This window comes from Pedobacter sp. 01N310, from assembly GCF_056399805.1.
In genome coordinates this window covers 139670-163713 of the sequence record NZ_JBFTSB010000002.1, presented here as the reverse complement: position 1 = coordinate 163713, position 24044 = coordinate 139670, and the positions used below count along the sequence as shown (strand labels likewise).

Genomic DNA, 24044 nt, shown 5'->3' with positions numbered 1-24044 from the left:
GCTAATGGTTTATGGTCGATTGGCTATGAGCCATCAACTAAAAAACTATCAACCATCCTTAAAAAAATAAAACAAAAAAAGTATAACTTAGTTAATTCAATAAACACTATTTTTTACATAACTAGCCTAAAAAATGGATATCAAACAAATACAGGAACTGATTAAATTTGTTTCTCGTTCTGGAGTAAATGAAGTTGCTATTGAGCAAGAAGACTTCAAAATCACGATCAAAACAAACCAAGCACCAACAATTGTGCATGCTACCGTACCACAGGCTCCGCTTGTACAGGCTGCTGCCCCTGTTGCTACAGCTCCTACTGCTCCAAATGCAGCAACACCTGCTGTACCGGCTGCAGAAGACACTTCAAAATACATTACTATTAAATCGCCAATGATCGGTACGTTCTACCGTTCAGCTAGCCCAGACAAGCCAATGTTTGTTAATGTTGGCGACGAAATTAGCACTGGTAAAGTAGTTTGTATTATCGAGGCAATGAAACTTTTCAACGAGATTGAAAGCGAAGTTTCTGGCCGTATCGTTAAAATCTTGGTTGATAATGCATCACCGGTAGAATACGATCAACCGTTATTTTTAGTAGAACCTATTTAAAGATTGACGTCACCCTGAATTTATTTCAGGGTCTTCTTTTTAAATGGATGCTGAAATAAATTCAGCATGACGATTATTTTAAAACAGAGACGAAACGTAGAAAATTATGTTTAAAAAAATACTAATTGCCAACAGGGGTGAAATCGCTTTGCGTATTATCCGTACCTGTAAGGAAATGGGCATCAAAACGGTTGCTGTTTACTCTACCGCAGATCGCGAAAGTTTACACGTACGTTTTGCTGATGAGGCTGTTTGTATTGGCCCCCCTCCTAGTAAAGATTCATATTTAAATATTCCAAATATTATCTCGGCAGCAGAATTAACCAATGCCGATGCCATACACCCAGGTTATGGTTTCTTATCAGAAAATGCTAAGTTTTCTAACATCTGCCGCGAGTACAACATCAAATTTATTGGTGCAACTCCAGAGCAGATCAATGGCATGGGCGATAAAGCCTCTGCAAAAGAAACCATGAAAATTGCCGGTGTACCAACCATTCCAGGATCTGAAGGTTTACTTACCAGCGTTAAAGAAGGTATTGCAATTGCGAATGAAATGGGCTACCCTGTTATTCTAAAAGCAACCGCCGGTGGTGGTGGCCGTGGTATGCGGGTAGTTTGGAAAGACGAAGATTTCGAAAATGCATGGGATAGTGCCCGTCAGGAATCTGGTGCAGCTTTCGGTAACGATGGTTTATATTTAGAAAAATATATCGAAGATCCACGTCACATCGAGATCCAGATTATCGGAGATCAGTTTGGCAAAGCATGTCACTTATCAGAGCGCGATTGTTCTATTCAACGCCGTCACCAGAAATTGGTAGAGGAATCTCCCTCTCCTTTTATGACAGATGAACTCCGTGTAAGAATGGGAGAAGCAGCTATTAAAGGTGCAATGGCCGTAAATTACGAAGGTGCTGGTACAATCGAATTCCTGGTTGATAAACACCGTAACTTCTACTTTATGGAAATGAACACCCGTATCCAGGTAGAGCATCCGGTTACTGAAGAAGTAATCAACTTCGATTTAATCAAAGAACAGATTAAAGTTGCTGCCGGAATTCCAATTTCGGGTAAAAATTACTTCCCTGATATGCACGCAATCGAGTGCCGTATCAATGCAGAAGATCCAGCAAATAACTTCCGTCCGTCACCAGGGCGGATCACCAATTTCCACTCTCCGGGTGGCCATGGTGTTCGCGTTGATACGCACGTTTATGCAGGATATTCAATTCCTTCTAACTACGATTCTATGATTGCTAAATTAATCTGTGTGGCACAAACACGCGAAGAGGCAATCTGTACCATGGAGCGTGCGTTAGGCGAATTTGTAATTGAAGGTGTAAAAACAACTATTCCATTCCATCTTCAATTGATGAAAGATCCGAACTTTAGGGCAGGAAATTTCACTACGAAATTTATGGAAACGTTTGAGTTTTCAGAATAGTAAAAGTATTTCTATACTTAATGACACAAGGAGGCTATTCAAATAATTTGGATAGCCTTTTTTATTGTTTTAGATTTCAGTTACGATCGGATAAATACCTAATAACCTTAGTTCGATTAATATTTACCCATTGTGATCAATTTTAGTCTCTTTTTCTAACGCGATCGTCATGCTGAACTTGTTTCAGCATCTTTCCTGCTAGATAGACCCTGAAATAAATTCAGGGTGACGACGGTGAGTTGAAAATATCTACAGAAGATCTTTAAAAGCATGTTATTAATCGAGTTCAGGTTGATAATTAATATTTAAGTCCGATGCTGTAGCGTTTGATTAATTCCTTACGTTTAATAACCAAACACTCCAAATATGAAAAAAAGTCTAATTAACGCACTACTCCTCCTACTTGTTTTCGCTGTATTTATAGGATGCAAAAAAGACGAGTATGAAATGATAAAGATTGTAAAAATGATTTCGGTTCAGCAAATGAGGGCTTTACCTGTAGGTATGACAAAAGCTATTCCTGCCAAAAAAACCGGAAAAATATACATTTATAACGATTATCTTTTCATTAATGAACCAAATGAAGGTATTCATATCTACAACAATGCTAATCCGGGTGCTCCGGTAAACGTGGGTTTTCTACAAATTCCGGGAAACGTAGATTTAGCGATCCACAACAATATCCTTTACGCCGACAATTTTATTGATTTGCTCGCTTTTGATCTCTCAAATATGGGCAATATCAAACAAGTTAAGAGAGTAACTGATGTTTTCAATCAATTGTATACCACCGGCACTCAAAAATATCTCTACATTTATAAAGATACCCTGGTAAAGAAAGAAACATACAAGGAAAAGCTATATTACGACATTTCCGCGTATAGCAGCAACTCTTCTGGACAAGGTGGCTCGATGGCCAGATTTACCTTAATGAATGACTATTTATATACTGTTGGTATGAATAATTTAAGTCTGTTTGATGTTAAGACTGCATCGAGCCCAACTTTCTTAAAGGCTATTCCCTTAGGTTGGGGTGTCGAAACCATCTTTCCATACGAGAATAAATTATTTATAGGTACCAATAGAGGTATGCACATTTTTAGTGCTACCGATCCGGCTAATCCCGTACAACTATCTACTTACAGCCATATTTTTGCCTGCGACCCTGTTGTTGTACAAGGCAAATATGCTTACGTTACCTTACGCACAGGCAATATGTGCATGCAAGCAAGCAATCAATTGGAAGTTATAGATATAGAAGATCCCACCAAACCGAAACAGATTGCAGTTTATGCTATGCAAAATCCACACGGCCTAAGCACCAGTGGCGATAATCTGTTTCTCTGCGAAGGCAATTATGGAATAAAGAGCTTCAATATTACCGATAAAACCAAAATAGGCAACAACATGTTGCAGCATTTGACTAACATCAAAAGCTTTGATGTTATTGCAGGCCCTAAATCTTTAATCGTTACAGGAGACGATGGTGTATATCAATTTAATTATAACAACGCCGCAAATTTAAAGCAACTGAGTATAATTAAAGGGCAACGTTAAAAACTATTGTTGTAGCTTCTTTCTATTTTACAGTCATTTCTCATAATAATATAAACTATTTCTATATTTAACACGTAAATACCATTCTATTCAAATAGAATGGTATTTTTGTTTTCAACATGAGCGACACTAAAAAAACTTCACTAACAAAAGCTATCGGACAAAAGAGCACCACATTAGAGGCAGAAATGTCTTTTTTTGATCACCTGGATGTTCTCCGTAAACATTTAATCAGGGCCGTAATTGCCATTGCCGTTTTTACCGGTATTGCTTTTTACTTCAACGAATTCATTTTAGATAAAATCATATTTGGTCCAAAAAAGCCAGATTTCTGGACTTACAGGATGATGTGCAAACTGGTAGAAAAATTCCCTTCACTTGGTGCAGATATGTGTATCACCAAAATTAATGGAGAGATTATTAACACCGAAATGGCCGGTCAGTTTAACCTGCAATTAAATGTTTGTGTAATGTGCGGTATCGTAGTTGGTTTCCCGTATTTATTGTGGGAAATCTGGCGTTTTATTAAACCGGCATTACACGAAAATGAGCGTAAATCGGCAAGTGGCTTCGTTTTCTTCGCTTCTGTACTTTTCATTATTGGTATCCTTTTTGGCTACTTTGTGGTATGCCCATTATCGGTTAACTTTTTAACAGGTTATACAGTCAGTGCCGAAATCAAAAATACATTCACTGTTGATTCGTATCTATCATCTGTGGCAACTTTAACTTTAGGTACAGGGATTATCTTCGAACTTCCGGTTATTATTTTCGTGCTGTCGAAACTTGGGTTGATGACACCAAAGCTGATGAGATCGAGCAGAAGGTATGCAGCCGTAATTATCTTAATTATTGCCGCTATAGTTACGCCAACGCCTGATATTATGACGATGCTAATTGTGGCTACGCCATTGTTCTTGCTTTATGAGCTGAGCATTTTTGTTTCGGCCTACATAGAAAAAAAGAAGAAAAAGGCTGATGCTGCTTTCTACGCTAACTAACAAAAACATTACGAATAGATTTTATAATTCTCTATAAATTTGACAATGTCTGATACAAAAATTAAAATTGCTATTGGAGCGGATCACGCTGGGTTTGAATACAAAGAAATACTAAAAGATTTTTTACAGGATTACGAAGTAAAAGATTTTGGCACTTACTCAGAAAACTCTGTTGATTATCCAGATTTCGCTCATCCGGTTGCTGCTGCTGTAGAAAATGGAGAATTTACTTATGGGATTTTACTTTGTGGATCGGCAAACGGTGTAGCCATCACCGCAAACAAACATCAGCATATCAGAGCAGGTTTATGTTGGGAGAATGAAGTTGCTTCTTTAGTCCGCAAGCACAACAACGCAAACATTTTGTGTATACCTGCCAGATTTGTTTCGGAAGAACTGGCTAAGGAGATTACCACAACCTTTTTAACAACTGAATTTGAGGGCGGGCGCCACCAAAACAGGGTTGAAAAGATTTCGTGCTAACAAGAAACTTAACTAACTATTATCATAATGAACAAAAAATTTTTAACCCTTGGGTTGGTATCGCTTGTTACCGCAAGTTGTTTTAGCCAGGTAAAGCCCCTTATACCAAATAAGGATGCGATAAAATTCAGCAAGGCCATTAATCCTGAAAATGCCTACAAACACCTTTCTGTATTGGCTTCTGATGAATACGAAGGCCGCGAAACAGGCACAAAAGGCGCTTGGATGGCTGCTGATTATATCCGCGATTATTTCAAATCTTTAGGTCTAAAAGCGCCTGTAAATGGCAGCTATTTCCAAAAAGTCGATTTGGTTAACGTTACCTTAAAAGAAAGCCACTTAACGGTTAACGGTCAGCCTAAAGAATACCAAAAAGATTATTTGGTATCTCCTAGCTTAATCAGCGATCAAGGTTTTACATTCTCAGCCAACGAACTTGTATTTATTGGTTATGGTTTAAAGAAAGACAACTATAACGATTTTACAGGTACCGATATCAAAGGAAAAGTGGTTATCATGTTTAATGGTGGAGATCCAACCGTAAAACCGGGTACAAGAATTGATAGAGCAGCTTATCGTGCTACGCTTGAAGCAAGGGCAAAGTATTTTGCAGAAAATAATGTGAAAGCAATTATCCTGATCGACCCAGCAGTTGATAGAATAACTGAAAACACCAAGCAAACTCTTAAAAATGGTAAGGTAATGGTGAAAACCAATGCTGCTATCGAAGCTCAAAAGCAAAACGATATTCCACGCATCTCGATATCTGTCGCTTTGGCAAACGATCTGCTAAAGGCCTCGAACACTACTGTGGCTGATCTGCAAAAGAAAATAGTAGATAGTCAGGCTCCCGCATCACAAGTATTAAACGTACCTTTCTCCGCAAGTGCTGCAAAAACAGAAACACCAGTTAGATGTGAGAACGTTCTGGGTTATTTAGAAGGTTCTGATCCGGTACTTAAAAAAGAAGTTTTAATCCTTACTGGCCACTACGACCATATTGGATTGGAAACAGATCCAAATGCAAAAGACAAAGTGAACAACGGAGCAGATGATGATGGATCGGGAACTACCGGCGTTTTATTAATGGCAAAAGCATTTACAGATGCTAAAAAAGCCAGAAAAGGGTCTAAACGCAGTATCCTTTTCATGACTGTTGTTGGTGAAGAAAAAGGGCTTTGGGGTTCTGAATGGTATTCGGAGCATCCGGTTTTCCCTGTCGAAAATACCATTGCTGATTTAAATACCGATATGATTGGCCGTACTGGCGAAGAATATTTAGGTAAAGCAGATTCTGCAAATTACATTTACTCTGTAGGTTCAAGAATGTTGAGTAGTGATTTGGCTAATTTAAGCGAGCGAGTTAACGCGACCTATACCAAAATGAAACTGGATTATAAATACGATGATCCAAAAGATCCTGAGCAGATTTATTACCGTTCAGATCATTATAACTTTGCTAAATTGGGTATTCCGATCATCTTCTATTACGACGGGATGTTACTGCAGGATTACCACAAACCAGGTGATGAAGTAAGTAAAATTAACTTCCCACTTTTGGCCAAAAGAGCTAAACTGACCTATTTTACCGCATGGGAATTGGCCAACAGCGCAAAACGTCCGGCGGTAGATATGGATGGAAAAGGAAATCCAAAGAAATAAATATTCAAAACAGTTAGCCCCGACAAAATGTCGGGGCTTTTTTATGCACAATACCTTTTCGCGCCTGCATAAATTCCTATCTTTGATGTTATAACGAAATAGCTAAGAACTAAAATCAGTTAATATTCGTTACCCTATTACAAAATAACTATTGATGAATATTGCCGAGGAATTTTTAGAGAAATCTGACGAGAAAGCTTTCGATCTACCGCATCGTAAAACCATAAATTATAATATTGGGAAATACAATGCAGCTGTTGAACGGGGCTTATCAAAATTCGAAAATTTAGAGGCATCCAAAAAAAAGGCACACGTAATCAAATGGCGTGTGATGGAAAACCTTGATAAGTTCTTGCCAGAATTTGAATCAAATTTCCAACGCCGTGGCGGTAAGGTAATCTGGGCCAATGATGCTGAAGAAGCCCAACAGGAAATCCTCAACATCATCAAAAGAAACAATGGCAAAACGGTTATCAAATCAAAATCGATGACCACCGAGGAAATCCACTTAAACGATTTCCTGGAAAAGAACAACATCGAGTCTTTAGAAAGTGATCTGGGCGAATACATTGTTCAACTGCTTGGGCAGGCTCCCTACCATATTGTTACCCCGGCCATGCACCTAAGTGCAACAGATATAGCGCAGTTATTTCACGATAAATTTGGCACACCTATCGATGCCACTCCCCCGCAGCTGGTACAAAAAGCAAGAGAATTACTCCGCGATAAATACTTAAATGCCGATATTGGTATTAGTGGCGGAAATTTTTTAATTGCCGATACCGGAAGTATTGCCTTAACGGAGAATGAAGGTAATGCTCGTTTAAGTACCACTTTCCCTAAAATCCACATTGCTATTGTGGGTATTGAAAAAGTAATTCCTTCGATGACAGATCTTGATCTGTTCTGGCCTTTACTGGCATCGCATGGAACTGGGCAAAACTTAACGGTTTATAATACCATTTTAAGTGGTCCACGCCAACCCAATGAAACAGATGGGCCAGAGGAAATGTATGTGATTTTGCTAGATAATGGCCGCACCAATTTATTGGCACAAAAAGACCAGAGACAGGGCTTGTACTGCATCCGCTGTGGTGCATGTTTAAATGCTTGCCCGGTTTATAAAAATATTGGTGGGCATACTTATAATACAACCTATAGTGGGCCAATCGGCTCAGTAATTACGCCTCACTTAAAGGGTATGGAAGAGTTTAAACACTTAAGCTATGCTTCTAGTCTTTGCGGCAAATGTTCAGAAGTGTGCCCGGTAAAAATCGATATCCATAAAATGCTCTTGCTTAACCGGAGAGATGCCGCCGCAGGGCATGAAAACGGCAAAAAAGAAGAAATTGGCTGGAGCATGTTCAGCAGAATGATGCAAAAACGCAAATGGATGGATTTTTTTGGCGGAAAGTTTAAAAATTTTATGCTCAAAAGATTTTTCAAAAAGAGCTGGGGCAAATACCGGGAAATGCCTAAAGTTGCCGATAAATCTTTTGCTAAACAATGGGAAGAATTGAAAAAAAATAAGGAGTCTTAAATCAGGACTCATTAGTCAAAATAACCAGATATGCAATTTAACAGAGGTGATAAAGACGACAAGTTCTTATTGAACTTATACAGAAGATTGCTTTACCCTCGGATGGTTGAAGACAAAATGCTCAAGCTGTTGCGTCAGGGTAGAATTGGCAAATGGTTCTCGGGCATTGGCCAGGAAGCAATAGCTGTTGGTAGCACCTTAGCGATGCAAAGTGAGGAGTACATTTTACCCATGCACCGTAATTTGGGCGTTTTTACCTCTCGCGATATTCCTTTAAAAAAATTAATGGCCCAATGGCAGGGCAAAATTACCGGCTTTACCAAAGGCCGCGACCGCTCTTTCCATTTCGGCACACAAGAATATAAAATAATTGGGATGATATCCCACTTGGGGCCACAAATGGCTTTGGCAGATGGTATTGCTCTTGCCGATGTTTTAGCCAATAAACAGCATGCCACATTAGTTTACACCGGAGAAGGGGCAACCAGTGAAGGCGATTTCCACGAAGCAGTAAATGTTGCTGCAGTTTGGAACCTCCCTGTTATTTTTCTGATCGAAAATAATGGATATGGACTTTCCACTCCAAAGTCAGAGCAGTTCAGGTGCAAAAACCTGGTTGATAAGGCCATTGGTTATGGTGTAGAGGGTATTCAGATAAATGGGAATAATATTTTAGAAGTTTATGATACCATCAATCAACTGGCTATGGAAATCCGAAAAGATCCAAGACCGGTTTTGGTAGAGTGTCTAACTTTCAGGATGCGTGGCCATGAAGAAGCATCGGGCACGAAATACGTTCCGCAAGAATTGTTGGACGAGTGGGGAAAGAAAGATCCTTTGAGTAATTACGAAGCGTATTTAATTGAGCAGGGTATTTTAACCTCAGATTCAATTATCGACATCAAAATCCAGGTTAAAAGAGATATAGAGCTGGAAGTTGAAGAAGCTTTTAAAGAAGATGAGCCGATTACTAATGCCGATCAGGAAGAGGCTGATATGTATTTTCCTTACCAGCAAGATGTTGTCCAACCTAGTCAAATTTCTACAGAAAAAAGATATTTAGATGCAATAACTGATGGATTAGACCTGGCCATGCAAAAGTATTCTAATCTCGTTTTAATGGGGCAAGACATTGCCGATTATGGCGGGGCTTTTAAGATTACAGATGGTTTTACTGCTAAATATGGCAAAAGCAGAGTCCGCAATACCCCTATTTGCGAATCGGCCATTGTGGGGGCAGGTTTAGGCTTATCCATAAATGGCCATAAAGCTGTTGTAGAAATGCAATTTGCAGATTTTGTAACCGTCGGCTTTAATCAGATCGTGAATAACCTGGCCAAAACGCATTACCGTTGGGGCGAAAAAGCCGATGTAGTGGTGCGTATGCCCACGGGTGCCGGAACAGGGGCTGGACCATTCCATTCACAAAGTAATGAAGCATGGTTTACCAAAACACCAGGTTTAAAAATTGTTTATCCAGCTTTCCCTGAAGATGCGAAAGGTTTGCTGTTGGCAGCGATTGAAGATCCAAACCCAGTGCTTTATTTCGAGCACAAATACCTCTACAGAAGTTTAAGCGCTCCTGTTCCTGATGGCTACTATACTACAGAGATTGGTAAAGCAGTTAGGCTTGCCGAAGGAAATAAATTTGCGATTATTACTTACGGGCTGGGGGTACATTGGGCTTTAGATTACCTGAAACAATATCCTGAAAGCGGCGCTACATTAATTGATCTGCGCACGCTACAGCCCTGGGATAAAGAAGCAGTAAGGGCAGCGGTTAAAGCAACAGGAAGGGTTTTAATTTTGCATGAGGATACCTTAACCAATGGCTTTGGCGCCGAACTATCTGCCTGGATTGGAGAGCACTGTTTCTCTTGTCTCGATGCACCTGTAATGCGCTGTGCAAGCTTAGATACGGCAATTCCAATGAGTAAGGTATTGGAGGAAGATTTTTTAGCTAAGGCAAGATTGGCAGAAACGATTGATAAATTATTGAAATATTAAGAAGGTGGTTAATTGTATAAACTGTTTGAATTGGTTAATTGCTAAAGTAAATCGACAGTTAACCAATTTATACAATTAACCAGTTAAACATAAAGAATGCATGAGCAATTTTAAAGTCGAAGGAAATATCATCAACATCACAAAGCGAAATATTTTCTTTGGCGAAGTAGCCGTTGAGGATGGAAAAATAAAATCAATCTCTAAAATTTCTGAACAGAAAGAAGGAGCACATTTTATCTCACCGGGTTTTATAGATAGTCATGTGCATATCGAAAGCAGCATGTTAATTCCAAGTGAATTTGCGCGGTTAGCAGTAGTTCATGGAACGGTATCAACTATTAGCGATCCACACGAAATTGCCAACGTTTGTGGTATGGAAGGTGTAGAATTTATGATTGAAAATGGCAATACCGTGCCTTTTAAATTCAATTTTGGTGCCCCAAGCTGTGTTCCAGCTACCATTTTTGAGACGGCCGGAGCTGAATTGGACCATGATGATGTAAAATCACTTTTAGAACGTCCTGAAATAAAATACCTCAGCGAAATGATGAATTTCCCAGGTGTACTTTATAAAGATGAAGAAGTTTTAAAAAAGATTGCGGCGGCGCACCAGTTGGGTAAACCTGTTGATGGGCATGCCCCGGGCTTACGTGGCGATGCTGTTCAACAATACATCAATGCCGGAATTTCTACCGATCACGAATGTTTTACTGCCGAAGAAGCATTGGATAAATTACAGCGCGGCATGAAAATCCTCATCCGTGAAGGAAGTGCGGCAAAAAATTTCGAAGCCTTAATCGATCTACTGAACGATTGGCCAGAAATGATGATGTTCTGCAGCGACGATAAACATCCTGATAGTTTAGTCGAAAACCATATTAATCAGCTCTGTGCAAGGGCAGTAGAAAAAGGGATCAATATATTCAATATACTCCGAGCAGCCTGCATCAATCCTATTCTTCACTATAAATTAGATGTTGGCTCACTCCAAACCAATGATGATGCAGATTTTATTGTGCTTGAAGATTTAAAAACGTTCAAGGTTAAACAAACCTATATCGATGGCTTATTACTTGCTGAGAATGGCAAAACAGTTGGCAATTGGGTAAAACATGTCGAAGATCGAGAATCGGTAAACCATTTCGATTGCAGTTTGAAAAAGGAAGAAGATTTTATTTATCCCTTCAGCGGACAAAAAGAAATTCCAGTTATTGAAGCATTGGATGGGCAATTGATTACCAACAGAATATCTGCCAAACCGAAAGTTTTAAATCAAAATATCCTTAGTGATCTGGAAAACGATGTTTTGAAAATGGTGGTGGTAAACCGTTATCATGATGCGCCTATCGCAGTATCCTTCGTAAAAAACTTTGGATTAAAAGAAGGCGCCATTGCATCAAGTGTTGCACACGATAGTCATAACATTATTGCTGTCGGCGTAGACGATAAAAGTATCTGTGAAGCCGTAAATCTGGTGATTAATGAAACCGGTGGCGTAGTGGCATTGGGAAATGGGAAAAAAGAAGTTTTAGCTTTACCGGTAGCAGGCTTAATGAGTAACCATAACGGTTATCAGGTTGCAGAAAGTTATACTTCAATAGATCAATTTGCGAAAGATTTAGGCTCTACTTTGCTTGCCCCTTTTATGACGCTTTCTTTTATGGCCTTATTGGTGATTCCACACTTAAAATTAAGCGATAAAGGTTTATTTGATGGGGATGAGTTTAAGTTTGTGTAGCTGATTTGTCATTCTGAGCGCAGCGAAGAATCTGTTTACTATTGACACTTCAAATGACATTAATCTAAAGTATCTTCAAACGCAAAATGTAATTGCAGAGCTATTTTGCAAAAGATTCTTCATTGCATTCAGAATGACAGCAAATTAATCTTATTCCACTACAAAAACCTCTGCCAAAGGATTAAACAGATATAGCCGTTTATCATCTAAACAAATACAGCGGTACCGCTTCCTAATGCGTTCGCCTTTGGTAAAACGCCGGCCATCTTTAATTTTAAAAGTGGTATTAATCGGCAATTGCTCTAAATGTAAAGTCTCGGTTTTATTGCTATCGTATTTTTTTAAGGCTCGCGATAAATGAAGATCAGAACAGCTGGATGCCGCCGGGTTAGACATATAATTATCAATCGCTTTGTGGATATCGGCCGGAAAGATATTCAGTTCAAAAAAGGGAACCATCATCCGCTGAAAGTTCTTCTTCCACTCTGTGCCATGCGGTTTTACTTTATTCTTGAAGTCGTTCCAGGTGAGTAAATGCGCGAACTCGTGTACGGTAGTAACCAGAAAGGCATAATGATTGAGGTTAAAATTCACCGAAATGCGGTGCCCTTTGCCCTGATAAGGATGGCGGTAATCGCCCAGTTTTGTAGAGCGGGTTTTAGAAATCTTAAATTCGCACTGAAAATAATCTATCCATTTTGCAATTAGCGGTGCCGCTGGTTCGGGCATGTACTGCGCTAAAACTTTAACCTTTTCCACGGATGCTAAGATAAATAATTTTAAGGTTTAACCACAAATGGCACAAAGTTTTACACAGATAAAACAGAATTCATCATTGCTTAACCACAGAGATTCACTGAGCTTACACAGAGAAAACAGAGGCAATTCTAATAACCATTTACAACAAAGTTTATAAACTCAATTAGATAAATAATCTGTTTTGGGAAAAATGTTCTGTACATACTTAAACATACAATCGTCACCCTGAATTTATTTCAGGGTCTTTATTCAGGAAAGATGCTGAAACAAGTTCAGCATGACGATCAGATTTATAGAACAAACGCTCCTTATAAGCGCGTAGTAAACCTGGCCTGCACTTCCATTTTTGTTCTTAGCTATCTTTGCGGTTAGATTTCGACCTATTCCTCTGATGGGAACAACGATGCCAGCACCAATTTAATCTCCCCGAAAGAATAATCTTTACCTAAAAACTCCCTTATCGTGGCCATAGATTTTGTTTTCTGACTTTCTATTGCATCGGTAATGTTTTTGATTTTATTGGCCTTTACCAGTTTGGTTACATCCAATTGTTGTGTAGAAACATAATAGGCCAAATGTCCCTCAATGGTACCGGCAGAAAAGCCACGTTCTTTTGCAATTTCATCGATGGTTTTGCCCTGCTCATACAGCTCGAAGCTCACTAACTTGGTATCAATCTTTGGCTCTTTTTTCTTTTTCTCTGCTGCAGATTTTACTTTAAGCGTTTCTCCTTTTAGCTGAATTGCTTTTTGGAGTTGGTTGTTTCTTTCAACCGTATTCAACAGTGCATCGGTATCGGCTTTGCTAAACTCTTTCCCAGCGATGAGTGCCTGCAACAATGCTTTACTTTTGTGCATTTTCTTTAACTGCTCATACACCAAAATTTCTAGCTCTAACAGTTCTGTAACATAGGTTTTAATCTGCTTTTCTTCCTTTATCACTTCAATTTGAGCGAGAAAACGATCTGAAATCTCCTTAACCAGTGGATTAAAATATTTTAAGGCAGCCTCTACCCTTTTCGATACGTTAAATAAAGTATGTTCGGTTTGCTGTGCGAACAGGTTTTTGAGCTGATTAACAAACGTATCGGCTGTGGCTGTTATTTTTTGAAAATCGGTATAAACAGTATCAGTCCAATCTTCGTGTTTTTGCTTGGTCGATTTTTCACTTTTATCAAAAGTCTGACGATGTTCTTTTAAGTAATAACGGATCAGGTTCAGATCAAATGCCGCAAGCAAATAACTGCGGATAAAAGTATAACTCTCTATACTGATCTGCTCGTTTAGCACCTCGGAAGGTTGTTTCGTTTTAGAAAAGTAATGTACATTTTGGTCCTGTTGCAAACCACTATCGCGCAGATGAGAGGTTAAAACCAAACCCTTCAAAGAGCGTAAACGCGACAAGGCTACATAAGCCTGGCCAGGTGCAAATGCATCACCTACATCAATAATGGCCTTATCAAAGGTTAAACCCTGACTTTTATGCACGGTGATGGCCCAGGCCAGCTTAATCGGATATTGGATAAACGATCCTGCTACATTTTCTTTGATTTCGTTGGTTGCTTCATCCAATTTATATTTTACGTTCTCCCAGGTATAGGGTGAAATCTGGATCACCACTTTGTCTTCAGGCAGTTCAATTTCAACTACATCCTTTTCGATATGATGTACCACACCGATCTTACCATTGTAATACCGCTTTTCGGCAGTCATATCATTTTTGATGAACATTACCTGTGCACCAACCTTTAACTCTAAACTTTTATCATTCGGGTAAGCATATTCACTAAATTCACCCTGAATCTTTGCCTCAAAAAAGTAAGATTTAGTTTTCAGCTGGGTTAATCTTTCACGGTTGATGCTATCAGCTTTATTGTTATGGGTGGTTAAAGTGATATAATTTTCATCTGCCGAGGGTTTAAAATCCTGTTTGAAATGCTGCCTTAATAATGCAGTATCTTCAGCAGTAATTTTGTTGTTCCGTAGGTTGTTCAGCAAATCGATAAAAACAGCATCGTCCTGACGGTAAATTTTATCCAGTTCGATATAAACCGGTGGATTATCCTGCAGGGCCAGGGCATCGAAGAAATAAATACTCTTATAAAACTTAGCCATGATGCGCCACTCATCATTTTTTACCACAGGTGGCAGCTGGTGCAGATCGCCTATAAACAATAACTGTACTCCGCCGAACGGAAGGTTTCTGTTCCTGCGTACATAACGTAAAGCGAAATCTATGGCATCGAGCATATCGGCCCGCAGCATACTTACCTCATCGATAACAAGTAACTCCAGTTCCTGCAACATGCGGCGTTTATTGCCTTGCATGTTTAAGTGTTTCACTAGAGTTTTGGCCGTATTGAAGTTAAAATTGATATTTTCATTGATCAAGGCGCCGGCAGCATCAGGAAAAAATGCCCCAAAAGGAAGTTGAAAAAGCGAATGGATAGTTACCCCAGCTGCATTGATTGCAGCAATACCCGTTGGTGCCACAATTAAGGCTTTTTTGTGCGTAAGCTGAATGAGTTTCCGTAGAAAAGTTGTTTTACCTGTTCCTGCTTTTCCGGTCAAGAAAACGTGTTTTGAGGTATAATTAACAAATTTGGCCGCAATTTCTGCGGGCATAGAAGTTTCTTCTAAAGTGGGCATCGGCAGTAAAATTTTAGTCAACAATAAACGGAGGGATGAATAAAGCTAAACATTTTAGCACAAAATTAAACAATGATTGATGAGAAATTTTAAATTTTATTGGATAATTTTCAGCGAGCACTTATTCAAGCCACATTGGATCTTCAAACGCTATTAACTTTAAGCGCAAGAGCTGTCAGTCTGAGCCTGTCGAAGACCTTTTGATAGTTAAACAAATAAAACATTTGTCCTTCGACAAGCTCAGGATGACAATGCTTTTCTATCTATCACGGAGCAGAACAGTTCATTAATCTCAATTAGCAGAATAAAAAACCTCAATAGAATTACTGGAGAAGCAACATAAACCTGACAGAAACGGCAGCTCCCGGCCCAATTTTACATCCGGATTCGTCGGGACTATAGTGTATGGCAGGGCTACAATAACGAAAGAACTACTGTCCCTACTTTTCCAAAGTATTGCTAATATTTAGATCTATTTAACAAAACAATACAACATCCTAACAATTAATAATAAAGCTTTTTCTTATCTTTGCGCCCTGATGAAACAACAATATTCAAATCTTATCGCTGTTAAATTCCTTTAACAAGGTTTCATCACTCTTTACACCCAAAATTTTATTATGCTTAACCCTGAAATAGAAAAACGTAAAACCTTTGCCATTATTAGCCACCCCGATGCGGGCAAAACCACATTGACAGAAAAATTTCTGCTTTTTGGTGGCGCTATTAATACTGCTGGTGCGGTAAAAAGGAACAAAGCGAACCAGAGTAATACCTCCGATTTTATGGAGATCGAAAAGCAACGTGGTATCTCGGTTGCGACTTCAGTAATGGGTTTCGAATATAGTGGTAAACGCATCAATATTCTCGATACACCTGGTCACAAAGATTTCGCGGAAGATACCTACAGAACTTTATCGGCGGTAGATAGTGTTATTTTGGTGGTAGACTGTGTAAAGGGTGTGGAGGAACAGACCGAAAAACTGATGTCGGTTTGCCGGATGCGTAACACCCCGGTGATTATCTTTATCAACAAAATGGACCGTGAAGGTAAAGAGGCTTACGATTTATTGGATGAAATTGAAGAAAAATTAAATATCAGCCTTTGTCCGCTTTCCTGGCCTATAGGCCAGGGACATACATTTAAAGGTGTTTACAGCATTTATAACAAACATTTAAATTTATTTAATTCCGATAAGACCAAAGTAACCGATTCGGTTGTGGCGGCAAGCGATTTAAATGATCCATCTTTATTAAATTACCTTAAAGAGAACGAAATCAACACATTGAAAGATGATGTTGAATTGGTTGATGGTATCTACGGTAAGATAGATAAGGATTTATATACCGATGGCTTGGTTGCACCAGTATTTTTTGGCAGTGCGATTAATAATTTTGGGATAAAAGAACTCTTGGACACCTTTATTGATATTGCCCCGAGCCCTCGACATAGAGAGGCTGAAGAGCGTGATGTACTGGTTGAAGAGAAAAATTTCAGTGGCTTTGTGTTTAAGATCCACGCCAATTTAGATCCAAAACACCGCGACAGGATTGCATTTTTAAGGATCTGCTCGGGTAAATTTGAACGCAATAAATTTTATTACCACACCCGTCAGGATAAGAAACTGAAATTCTCCAACCCGATGGACTTTATGGCGAACGAAAAAAGTATTGTGGAAGAGGCATGGCCAGGTGACGTTGTGGGTTTATACGATAGCGGTAACTTTAAAATCGGCGATACCTTAACCGAAGGTGAAAAACTGCAGTTTAAAGGCATCCCTAGTTTCTCTCCATCTATTTTTAAAGAGGTAGAAAATATGGACCCAATGCGTACCAAACAATTGGAAAAAGGCATTGAGCAGTTAACCGATGAAGGAGTTGCACAGTTATTCGTGATGCAGCCTGGAAACCGGAAAGTGATCGGTGCGGTTGGCGAACTTCAGTTTGAGGTAATCAACTTCAGGTTAGAGCACGAATATGGTGCAAAATGCCGTTTCCGTACTCTGAGTTATACCCGTTCGAGCTGGGTAACTTCTACCGACAGAAAGAAACTGGATGAATTTGTAAAACGTAAACAACAGCACATCGGTTTTGATAAAGAGGCTAATCCAGTTTATTTGGCCGATAGTGAATACATGATTAATTTAACCAAACAGGATTATCCAGATATCGAATTCCATAAAACCAGCGAATTTAAAAATTAACTTTTGAATAATTGAGTGATTGAATGAGGGAATATTGGCAACAGCACTAATAAATTCATTAATTCAATCACTCAAATTCAATCATTTTCGTTTACTCATATCCCAAACTTTAAGGCTATTTAAAACCGCTTTACCTCCTGTGGAAAAGGCGGCTAAACCTGTGGCTTTTTCATCAGGAAAAATCATCGTGGTAATTACTTTTTCGCCACCATTCACGAAAACTTCTAATGAAGATTTATCGAGCAAAATCTGGAGTTTTATTCTACCGTTTAACGGACTCACGGTTATGGTTTGAATGATGTTCTTATCATTTTTAACACCTTTCTCTGAACGTGAGCAATCTACATAAAGTTGTTTTTTAACAGCATCATAGCCCACTTCAACTTCCTTAACAACATTTTCTTTCTCATCCTTTAGTTGTGCAAGCTTAAAACCTAAGTTTTTTGCATCCTTAACAGAAAATTCGGCATCAATCCAATACGAATTTTGGCTGGCAGCTAAGTCGATATCCTGATCGATAACAACATTTTGCCTCGTTATAACCTTACCACTTGAGTGTTTTTTAATATTATCGGCAATCAGGCTGGCCGGTTGCTGAAACAGCCTAATTCCTTCGGGTGTAGTTTTTAAAGATAAATCTCTTGGGATAGACATCTGTCCTTTCCATGGGAATGTTTCTTTACCGCCAGGTTGTAACCATCCCAATAAAATCCGCTGTTTTTTTGGCGCATCGTTCCATGGAATGGCGGCATAAAAAGAATCGCCTTCATCAACCAATAAGGTTAATTTTCCATCATTGTCGTTCTTAAAAGTCTTGCCATCAAAATCACCTACAAAATACTGCATTGTTGGCCCCTTTGGTCCAAATAATGATATTGCCAAAACCCACTTTGTAATGTTCTTATTTCCGTCAACGGCCAGGGGAATAATAAACGGGCATTCCCAACCACTCGCCTGATTACCCTGTTTACCGAAATCACTCAGCATGGTCCAATCTTTCAAGTTTTTTGAGCCATAAAACCTTGCCTGATGCTCATCAACCATTGCAACAGTCATAATCCATTGTTGAGAGGCCTCGTGCCACCATACATTAGGATCTCTGAAATCTTTTTTATTTAAATCAATAATGGGATTTTTGGCATAATTGGTAAAGGTTAACCCTCCATCATTGCTATAGGCCATATATTGAGATTCATTCCGTTGCTTAGGTAGATCTGCTGTATAAAAAGCAACAACGGGTGCCTGTCCTTTCCCCAATCCACTTACATTATGTTTATCTAGCACAGCCGAACCTGAAAAAATCATGGTGGTGGTGTCATTTGTAATTTTTTCCGGAATAGCAACCGGAAGGTGCTTCCAGTTTACCAGATCTTTACTGGTGGCATGGCCCCAGCTCATATGCCCCCATTTATTTTCGAACGGATTGTACTGATAATAAAGATGAAATTCCCCATTCAGATAAATTAACCCGTTTGGATCGTTTAACCAATTTGATGGTGCAGTGAAATGATAATTTGGCCTCCATTGAGGCGTATGCCGTTGAGCGAAAATACTTATCGAACAGCACATTAGAAAAGCTAGAATATATTTGGTCTTGAACATAATTAAATTCAAATTACACATAAGAATCCAATTACTAAAACGTTTAACTAGTTTCTTCAGGACTTTATAAAAACTTTTCCTTCATCAATGCTTTCGTATTGCTCATAAGTTTGCGCCAATCTTCTTTTGATTTTTGAAATCAACAATCGTGGCGAAAGCACTTTAACACACTCTCCAAAGCCTAAAATTTCGCGTTCCAGTTCATAGTTTAGTACCACATCGATCCTAAAAGTTGTTGTTTTCTCGCTCTTACTTAATACTACCTGCGATTGATGCATTGGTTTCGTTACGACATAGGGCGCATGGTCATTTGTAAATTCGAGGATCACTTTCTGCGCACGGTCCCTTTCGCTTTTCGTTACACCGATCAGATCTTCATAATACCGATCGAAATCTACTCCTTGATAACTTACAAATTCTTCGTTAGGCAATTCCTGAAATTCTACTATCCTATCCAATGCCAAATTTAAGATCCCTGGCCGTTTTTTCGCTTTACAGATCAAAAACCATCTGTTTCTGTATTCTTTTAACAGATACGGATAATAAATTCCTTGTTGCGATTGTTGCGCCTTGAAAGACTTATATTCGATTAATAGTGAACGTTTGTTTAAAACAGCCTGATATAATGGTGGAATACATTCCAAACCCTTAACGAGCTTATTACTTTCCAATTGAATATTATTGCCACTCTGTTTCGTCGATTTGTAGAGGTTATTTTCTAAACGGGCGATCATATCGCTCATTTCGTCGAAATAATTAAAGGCATTAAACTGTTTCAGTACACCTACAATTTCTTTCATTTTATCTACATCAGCGTTATTGATTGGTGCTTTGGTAATGCTAAAACCAGCTTCTTCGTAGGCATAAAAGCGTTTATCTTTCACCACAATCGGTGCATTATAGCCAAGCTTATCACTCCGCATGAGCTGGATATCTGCCTGAATGGTCCGCTTGCTTACCCCGGTGGTAATTCCTTCGAGCTCGTATAACGTTGCCGATACCTTTTCGATAAGATCTTCTAGTGTCCATTTACGGTAACGGTTCTTCAAACAATCGTCGATGGTTTTATACCGGATGAGTGCCAATTTATTTACTGCCATTTTTAATCAATTTGAGTTTGAAGCTAAAAAATCTGATTGAAAAGCTTAACTAAATATAGCAAAGCATTTATAATCTACGCAATACAATTGCGTAATGGGAGGATAAAAGAAAAAATACAATGTAAAAATTAAATTTATCCATCTAATTATCAACCAATTATATATTTTATACCAAAATAAATTTTACTGCGCAAATCTGCCGCGTAGTGGTGGTGGCATCTTTGTAATGTCGCCAGTCGATAAAGTTCTTTGATAAATATTAATAACAACAATCTGATTGATAGAAACAGTTTACTGTTCTAAATGATACGCGCTCTCGTTTATGCTGCTCCGGTTTTAACTGGATCAGCATTCACCAACATGAAGCCCCTGTTCGGGATACGCCGGACAGGGTTACATTAGTAAAGGTTATCACAATCAGGTTAATATAAAGAAATCCCGAAAGGGATGGCAATACTAAATAAAACTTATCCAATGTTGCGGGTTTCGGAATAGCCCCAAAGTATTCGGGCAATTGCGTAGAATATGCTGATAAGAATTATGATAGATTGTCTAAACACGTTGTGTGTCGTGGGTTCGAATCCCACTTCCGATATTATTCGGAATAATTCAGGGGTAGAATAACAACCAAACCATGCAGGTTCGAATCCTGCTTCCAACCATCACTTGGAATAGCTAATTGGTAAGCGTTTAGGACTCAAACTCCAAAACAAAAAGAAGAGCAACTTTTAAAATCGCTCAAAAGAACAGCATTGTAAAACCGCATTCGGCTTTAAGATTTTTAATAAATCTGAAACGCAATTTGCCTTTTGCTTTGAAAGTAAAAACGATGAAAGAGCTGATTTAAAAATCAAATTTCGCCGAAAAATTTATTTAAATCCTCGGATTTAACTACTTGCCAAAGCTTGATTTCATTCTTAAAAACATCAAGATTCAATTTGCTTCCGCAAGAAAAAAATGAATGTGCTTTTGCAATGCTTTGTAAAACAAAAATTAAATAATTATAAATCTTAACATCAAAAAAACATGAAAAGAGTAACAATTAACACCAATTATGTTGGATTGGTGTTTAAAAAAGGAAAATTAAAAAACGTTTTAACAGCTGGAACTTACTGGTTAGGTTTCGGTGAAGACATGACTTTGTATGATATGGCAAAAGAGTACTATTACACAGTTGCCGAATTGGATATCTTATTGGAAAACACAGATTTTGTGAATTTAATTCACTTGGTAAGCGTTTCCGATAATGAATTGGCCTTGGTTTATCAAAACAAAAATTTCAAGAACGTTTTAACAGCTGGCAGACACGCCATCTGGAAAGGTTTGTCGGCATATAACTTTGTTAAGGTAGATATCAGTAACATCAAAATTGATGAAACCATTGATAAAAACTTATTGGAGAAAGCACCATTATTGAATTATATCAGGGCTTATAAAGTAGAATCTTTCGAAAAAGCTTTATTGTTTATTGATGGTAAATTTGAAACCGTATTGGAAGCAGGAAACTATGTTTACTGGAAAAACAGCACTACTGTTCAAGTTTTGAAAACCGATATGAGGCAATTGAATATGGAAATTATCGGGCAAGAAATCTTAACCAAAGATAAAGCACAATTGAGGGTAAATTTCAGCATTCAATATAAAGTGGATGATATCATTAAGGCCTTATTGGAGAACAAAGAATTTGAAAAACAATTATACATCACCATGCAATTGGCGTTAAGGGAATGTATTGGCTTAATGACTTTTGACGAATTGATGGAAAGCAAAGAAAAAATTGCCGAAATGGTAATGGCCATCACCTTGGATAAGGTTGAAAACTTGGGCGTAAAACTAACCAATTGTGGGGTTAAAGACATCGTTTTACCTGGTGACGTTAAAGAAATTATGAACCAGGTTTTAGTTGCCGAAAAAAGAGCCCAAGCCAATATCATTACCCGGAGAGAAGAAACAGCATCAACCAGAAGTTTGTTGAATACAGCTAAATTGATGGAAGACAATGCAATGTTGTACAAGTTGAAAGAGATGGAATATGTAGAGAAAATCGCAGAAAAAATCAACAACATCAGCTTATCAGGCAGTGGACAAATTGTAGATCAATTGAAGCAAATCTTCGTAAAATAAATTAAATTTAGAAACCCTCGGTCAGGTGAGTATTACCTGCCGAGGATTGAACAAGAAATAAAATGAACAACAACATAACAGGTAATAACCTGATCGAAATAGGTTATTCCGAAGGAAAAATAGTAGGCATAGCATTAGATATCCTGAAAGAAAATTTCGCGAATATTGAGGAAAAAGAATTATTGGCCTTATTTAAAAAAGTAAAAGAATACCCGGAAAGTTTTTTGGATGACGAGGTATTAAATGTATTGGCAACTGCTGTGATCGAGGAAGCCAATCCAAAATCAGATGGGACCATTGAACTAATCAACAATGCTAAAGATTATTCAATTTTCGGTGCCGATTATATAGAAGAAGGTGCCCGAAACCAAATGGATATCGCCATGAAACTGCCAGTTTCGGTAGCTGGGGCATTAATGCCCGATGCCCATCAAGGCTATGGTTTACCAATTGGTGGCGTATTAGCGACTAGAAATGCAATTATCCCTTATGGTGTCGGTGTAGATATCGGTTGTAGAATGGCTTTAAGTATTTTCGATATTCCAGAGAAACATTATTTTGGGAAAGATGCAATGTATAAACGCGAATTAATTGCTTTCACCAAATTTGGTGCGGGTCAGAATTTTAAAGGTAATGAAAGGGCTGATCATGATGTTTTAGAAAACGACGCTTTCAACGCTACTCCTTTTCTTAAAAATTTACACGGAAAGGCTTGGGCACAACTGGGTACTTCGGGTGGTGGAAATCACTTTGTAGAATGGGGGATTATTGATTTTGCCGAACGTGATGAGATTTTAAATATCGATAAAGGACGTTACGTAGCATTATTGACCCATTCGGGTTCCCGTGGTTTTGGCGCAACCATTGCAGGTCATTACACCAAACTGGCTAAAGACATATGTAAACTACCTAAAGAGGCTGTAAACCTGGCTTATTTGGATTTAAATTCTGCCGAAGGACAAGAGTATTGGATTGCCATGAATTTAGCCGGCGATTATGCTTCAGCCTGTCATGAGGTGATCCACAAAAGATTAACCAAGGCAATTGGCGCTAAAGTTTTAGCCAAGGTAGAGAACCACCATAATTTTGCATGGAAAGAAATGCTTGATGGAGAAGAAGTAATTGTCCACCGAAAAGGTGCTACACCAGCAGGTAAAGATGTGATGGGGATTATTCCAGGAAGTATGACCGCACCAGGATTTTTGGTTAGGGGAAAAGGCGAAATGAGTGCAATCAATTCAGCATCTCATGGTGCGGGACGTCAAATGAGCCGGACCAAAGCGATTCAATCGATTACCAAATCGGATATGAAAGCGATTTTGAAAGATCATAATGTTACCCTAATTGGTGCAGGTTTAGATGAAGCGCCAATGGCCTATAAAGACATCAACAAAGTGATGGCAGCGCAAACCGAACTGGTTGATGTAGTGGCCAAATTTGAACCTAAAATGGTGAGAATGGCTGATGATGGAAGCAGGGAGGATTAGTTTTTAGCCTGGAGTCCTTAGTCTGGAGTCTACTGTACAGTCGTCACCCTGAATTTATTTCAGGGTCTATCTCCC

The 24044-nt window shown here is 38.6% G+C and carries 16 protein-coding genes; 12 read left to right on the top strand and 4 right to left on the bottom strand.

Features of this window, described 5'->3' with window-relative positions:
* Nucleotides 1–133 precede the first annotated feature (133 nt).
* The 9 genes from accB (at nucleotide 134) to ade (ending at nucleotide 12045) form a co-directional block, all read left to right on the top strand.
* On the top strand, nucleotides 134–610 hold the full coding sequence (gene accB, locus AC1DNH_RS06255; RefSeq protein WP_477578221.1) for an acetyl-CoA carboxylase biotin carboxyl carrier protein: 477 nt from the start codon (nucleotides 134–136) through the stop codon (nucleotides 608–610).
* 106 nt (nucleotides 611–716) lie between these two features.
* Nucleotides 717–2057: an acetyl-CoA carboxylase biotin carboxylase subunit gene (gene accC, locus AC1DNH_RS06250; protein ID WP_029274147.1), complete on the top strand. Its 1341-nt coding sequence runs from the start codon at nucleotides 717–719 to the stop codon at nucleotides 2055–2057.
* Between the two features lie 366 nt (nucleotides 2058–2423).
* Nucleotides 2424–3614, top strand: a complete 1191-nt coding sequence (locus AC1DNH_RS06245) for an LVIVD repeat-containing protein (RefSeq protein WP_477611037.1) — start codon at nucleotides 2424–2426, stop codon at nucleotides 3612–3614.
* A gap of 119 nt (nucleotides 3615–3733) precedes the next feature.
* A complete protein-coding gene (gene tatC / locus AC1DNH_RS06240) occupies nucleotides 3734–4615 on the top strand; it encodes a twin-arginine translocase subunit TatC (RefSeq protein WP_477578225.1) in 882 nt (293 codons plus the stop codon).
* Nucleotides 4616–4660: 45 nt separating this feature from the next.
* Entirely contained in the window at nucleotides 4661–5098 is a 438-nt protein-coding gene (rpiB, locus tag AC1DNH_RS06235) for a ribose 5-phosphate isomerase B (protein ID WP_477578227.1), read from the top strand.
* 27 nt (nucleotides 5099–5125) lie between these two features.
* On the top strand, nucleotides 5126–6760 hold the full coding sequence (locus tag AC1DNH_RS06230) for a M28 family peptidase (RefSeq protein WP_477625265.1): 1635 nt from the start codon (nucleotides 5126–5128) through the stop codon (nucleotides 6758–6760).
* A 154-nt stretch (nucleotides 6761–6914) separates the two neighbouring features.
* Nucleotides 6915–8300, top strand: a complete 1386-nt coding sequence (locus AC1DNH_RS06225) for a LutB/LldF family L-lactate oxidation iron-sulfur protein (RefSeq protein WP_477625264.1) — start codon at nucleotides 6915–6917, stop codon at nucleotides 8298–8300.
* Nucleotides 8301–8330: 30 nt separating this feature from the next.
* Nucleotides 8331–10307 carry an alpha-ketoacid dehydrogenase subunit alpha/beta gene (locus AC1DNH_RS06220; RefSeq protein WP_477607958.1) on the top strand — a complete coding sequence of 659 codons (1977 nt, stop codon included), beginning with the start codon at nucleotides 8331–8333 and terminating at the stop codon, nucleotides 10305–10307.
* Nucleotides 10308–10407: 100 nt separating this feature from the next.
* Entirely contained in the window at nucleotides 10408–12045 is a 1638-nt protein-coding gene (gene ade / locus AC1DNH_RS06215; protein WP_477607960.1) for an adenine deaminase, read from the top strand.
* A gap of 150 nt (nucleotides 12046–12195) precedes the next feature.
* Here ade and AC1DNH_RS06210 read toward each other — a convergent pair whose 3' ends face one another.
* Nucleotides 12196–12804, bottom strand: a complete 609-nt coding sequence (locus AC1DNH_RS06210; RefSeq protein WP_230149336.1) for a SprT-like domain-containing protein — start codon at nucleotides 12802–12804, stop codon at nucleotides 12196–12198.
* 380 nt (nucleotides 12805–13184) lie between these two features.
* A complete protein-coding gene (locus tag AC1DNH_RS06205; RefSeq protein WP_477579332.1) occupies nucleotides 13185–15452 on the bottom strand; it encodes a helix-turn-helix domain-containing protein in 2268 nt (755 codons plus the stop codon).
* Between the two features lie 620 nt (nucleotides 15453–16072).
* Here AC1DNH_RS06205 and AC1DNH_RS06200 point away from each other — a divergent pair.
* Entirely contained in the window at nucleotides 16073–17656 is a 1584-nt protein-coding gene (locus AC1DNH_RS06200; protein WP_477607962.1) for a peptide chain release factor 3, read from the top strand.
* 81 nt (nucleotides 17657–17737) lie between these two features.
* On the opposite strand, the gene AC1DNH_RS06195 is transcribed toward AC1DNH_RS06200, so the two are convergent.
* Together AC1DNH_RS06195 and AC1DNH_RS06190 are read right to left on the bottom strand one after the other, a co-directional pair.
* Nucleotides 17738–19258 carry a glycoside hydrolase family 32 protein gene (locus tag AC1DNH_RS06195; RefSeq protein WP_477579336.1) on the bottom strand — a complete coding sequence of 507 codons (1521 nt, stop codon included), beginning with the start codon at nucleotides 19256–19258 and terminating at the stop codon, nucleotides 17738–17740.
* 56 nt (nucleotides 19259–19314) lie between these two features.
* Nucleotides 19315–20358 (bottom strand): helix-turn-helix transcriptional regulator, encoded by a 1044-nt coding sequence (locus AC1DNH_RS06190; RefSeq protein ID WP_477579338.1) that lies wholly within the window; start codon nucleotides 20356–20358, stop codon nucleotides 19315–19317.
* 1026 nt (nucleotides 20359–21384) lie between these two features.
* Between AC1DNH_RS06190 and AC1DNH_RS06185 the strand changes: the two genes are divergently transcribed.
* Together AC1DNH_RS06185 and AC1DNH_RS06180 are read left to right on the top strand one after the other, a co-directional pair.
* Nucleotides 21385–22482: a slipin family protein gene (locus AC1DNH_RS06185; RefSeq protein WP_477579339.1), complete on the top strand. Its 1098-nt coding sequence runs from the start codon at nucleotides 21385–21387 to the stop codon at nucleotides 22480–22482.
* A gap of 62 nt (nucleotides 22483–22544) precedes the next feature.
* Nucleotides 22545–23969, top strand: coding sequence for an RtcB family protein (locus tag AC1DNH_RS06180; RefSeq protein WP_477579340.1), 1425 nt, complete (start codon nucleotides 22545–22547; stop codon nucleotides 23967–23969).
* Nucleotides 23970–24044 lie beyond the last annotated feature (75 nt).

Excerpts from the sequence above, each read along its gene's own strand:
- AC1DNH_RS06220 (WP_477607958.1), top strand. The coding sequence starts at position 8,331 with ATGCAATTTAACAGAGGTGATAAAGACGACAAGTTCTTATTGAACTTA.
- accC (WP_029274147.1), top strand. The coding sequence starts at position 717 with ATGTTTAAAAAAATACTAATTGCCAACAGGGGTGAAATCGCTTTGCGT.
- AC1DNH_RS06195 (WP_477579336.1), bottom strand. The coding sequence starts at position 19,258 with ATGTTCAAGACCAAATATATTCTAGCTTTTCTAATGTGCTGTTCGATA.
- AC1DNH_RS06230 (WP_477625265.1), top strand. The coding sequence starts at position 5,126 with ATGAACAAAAAATTTTTAACCCTTGGGTTGGTATCGCTTGTTACCGCA.
- AC1DNH_RS06245 (WP_477611037.1), top strand. The coding sequence starts at position 2,424 with ATGAAAAAAAGTCTAATTAACGCACTACTCCTCCTACTTGTTTTCGCT.
- tatC (WP_477578225.1), top strand. The coding sequence starts at position 3,734 with ATGAGCGACACTAAAAAAACTTCACTAACAAAAGCTATCGGACAAAAG.
- accB (WP_477578221.1), top strand. The coding sequence starts at position 134 with ATGGATATCAAACAAATACAGGAACTGATTAAATTTGTTTCTCGTTCT.
- AC1DNH_RS06205 (WP_477579332.1), bottom strand. The coding sequence starts at position 15,452 with ATGCCCACTTTAGAAGAAACTTCTATGCCCGCAGAAATTGCGGCCAAA.
- ade (WP_477607960.1), top strand. The coding sequence starts at position 10,408 with ATGAGCAATTTTAAAGTCGAAGGAAATATCATCAACATCACAAAGCGA.
- AC1DNH_RS06190 (WP_477579338.1), bottom strand. The coding sequence starts at position 20,358 with ATGGCAGTAAATAAATTGGCACTCATCCGGTATAAAACCATCGACGAT.
- rpiB (WP_477578227.1), top strand. The coding sequence starts at position 4,661 with ATGTCTGATACAAAAATTAAAATTGCTATTGGAGCGGATCACGCTGGG.
- AC1DNH_RS06180 (WP_477579340.1), top strand. The coding sequence starts at position 22,545 with ATGAACAACAACATAACAGGTAATAACCTGATCGAAATAGGTTATTCC.
- AC1DNH_RS06225 (WP_477625264.1), top strand. The coding sequence starts at position 6,915 with ATGAATATTGCCGAGGAATTTTTAGAGAAATCTGACGAGAAAGCTTTC.
- AC1DNH_RS06200 (WP_477607962.1), top strand. The coding sequence starts at position 16,073 with ATGCTTAACCCTGAAATAGAAAAACGTAAAACCTTTGCCATTATTAGC.
- AC1DNH_RS06185 (WP_477579339.1), top strand. The coding sequence starts at position 21,385 with ATGAAAAGAGTAACAATTAACACCAATTATGTTGGATTGGTGTTTAAA.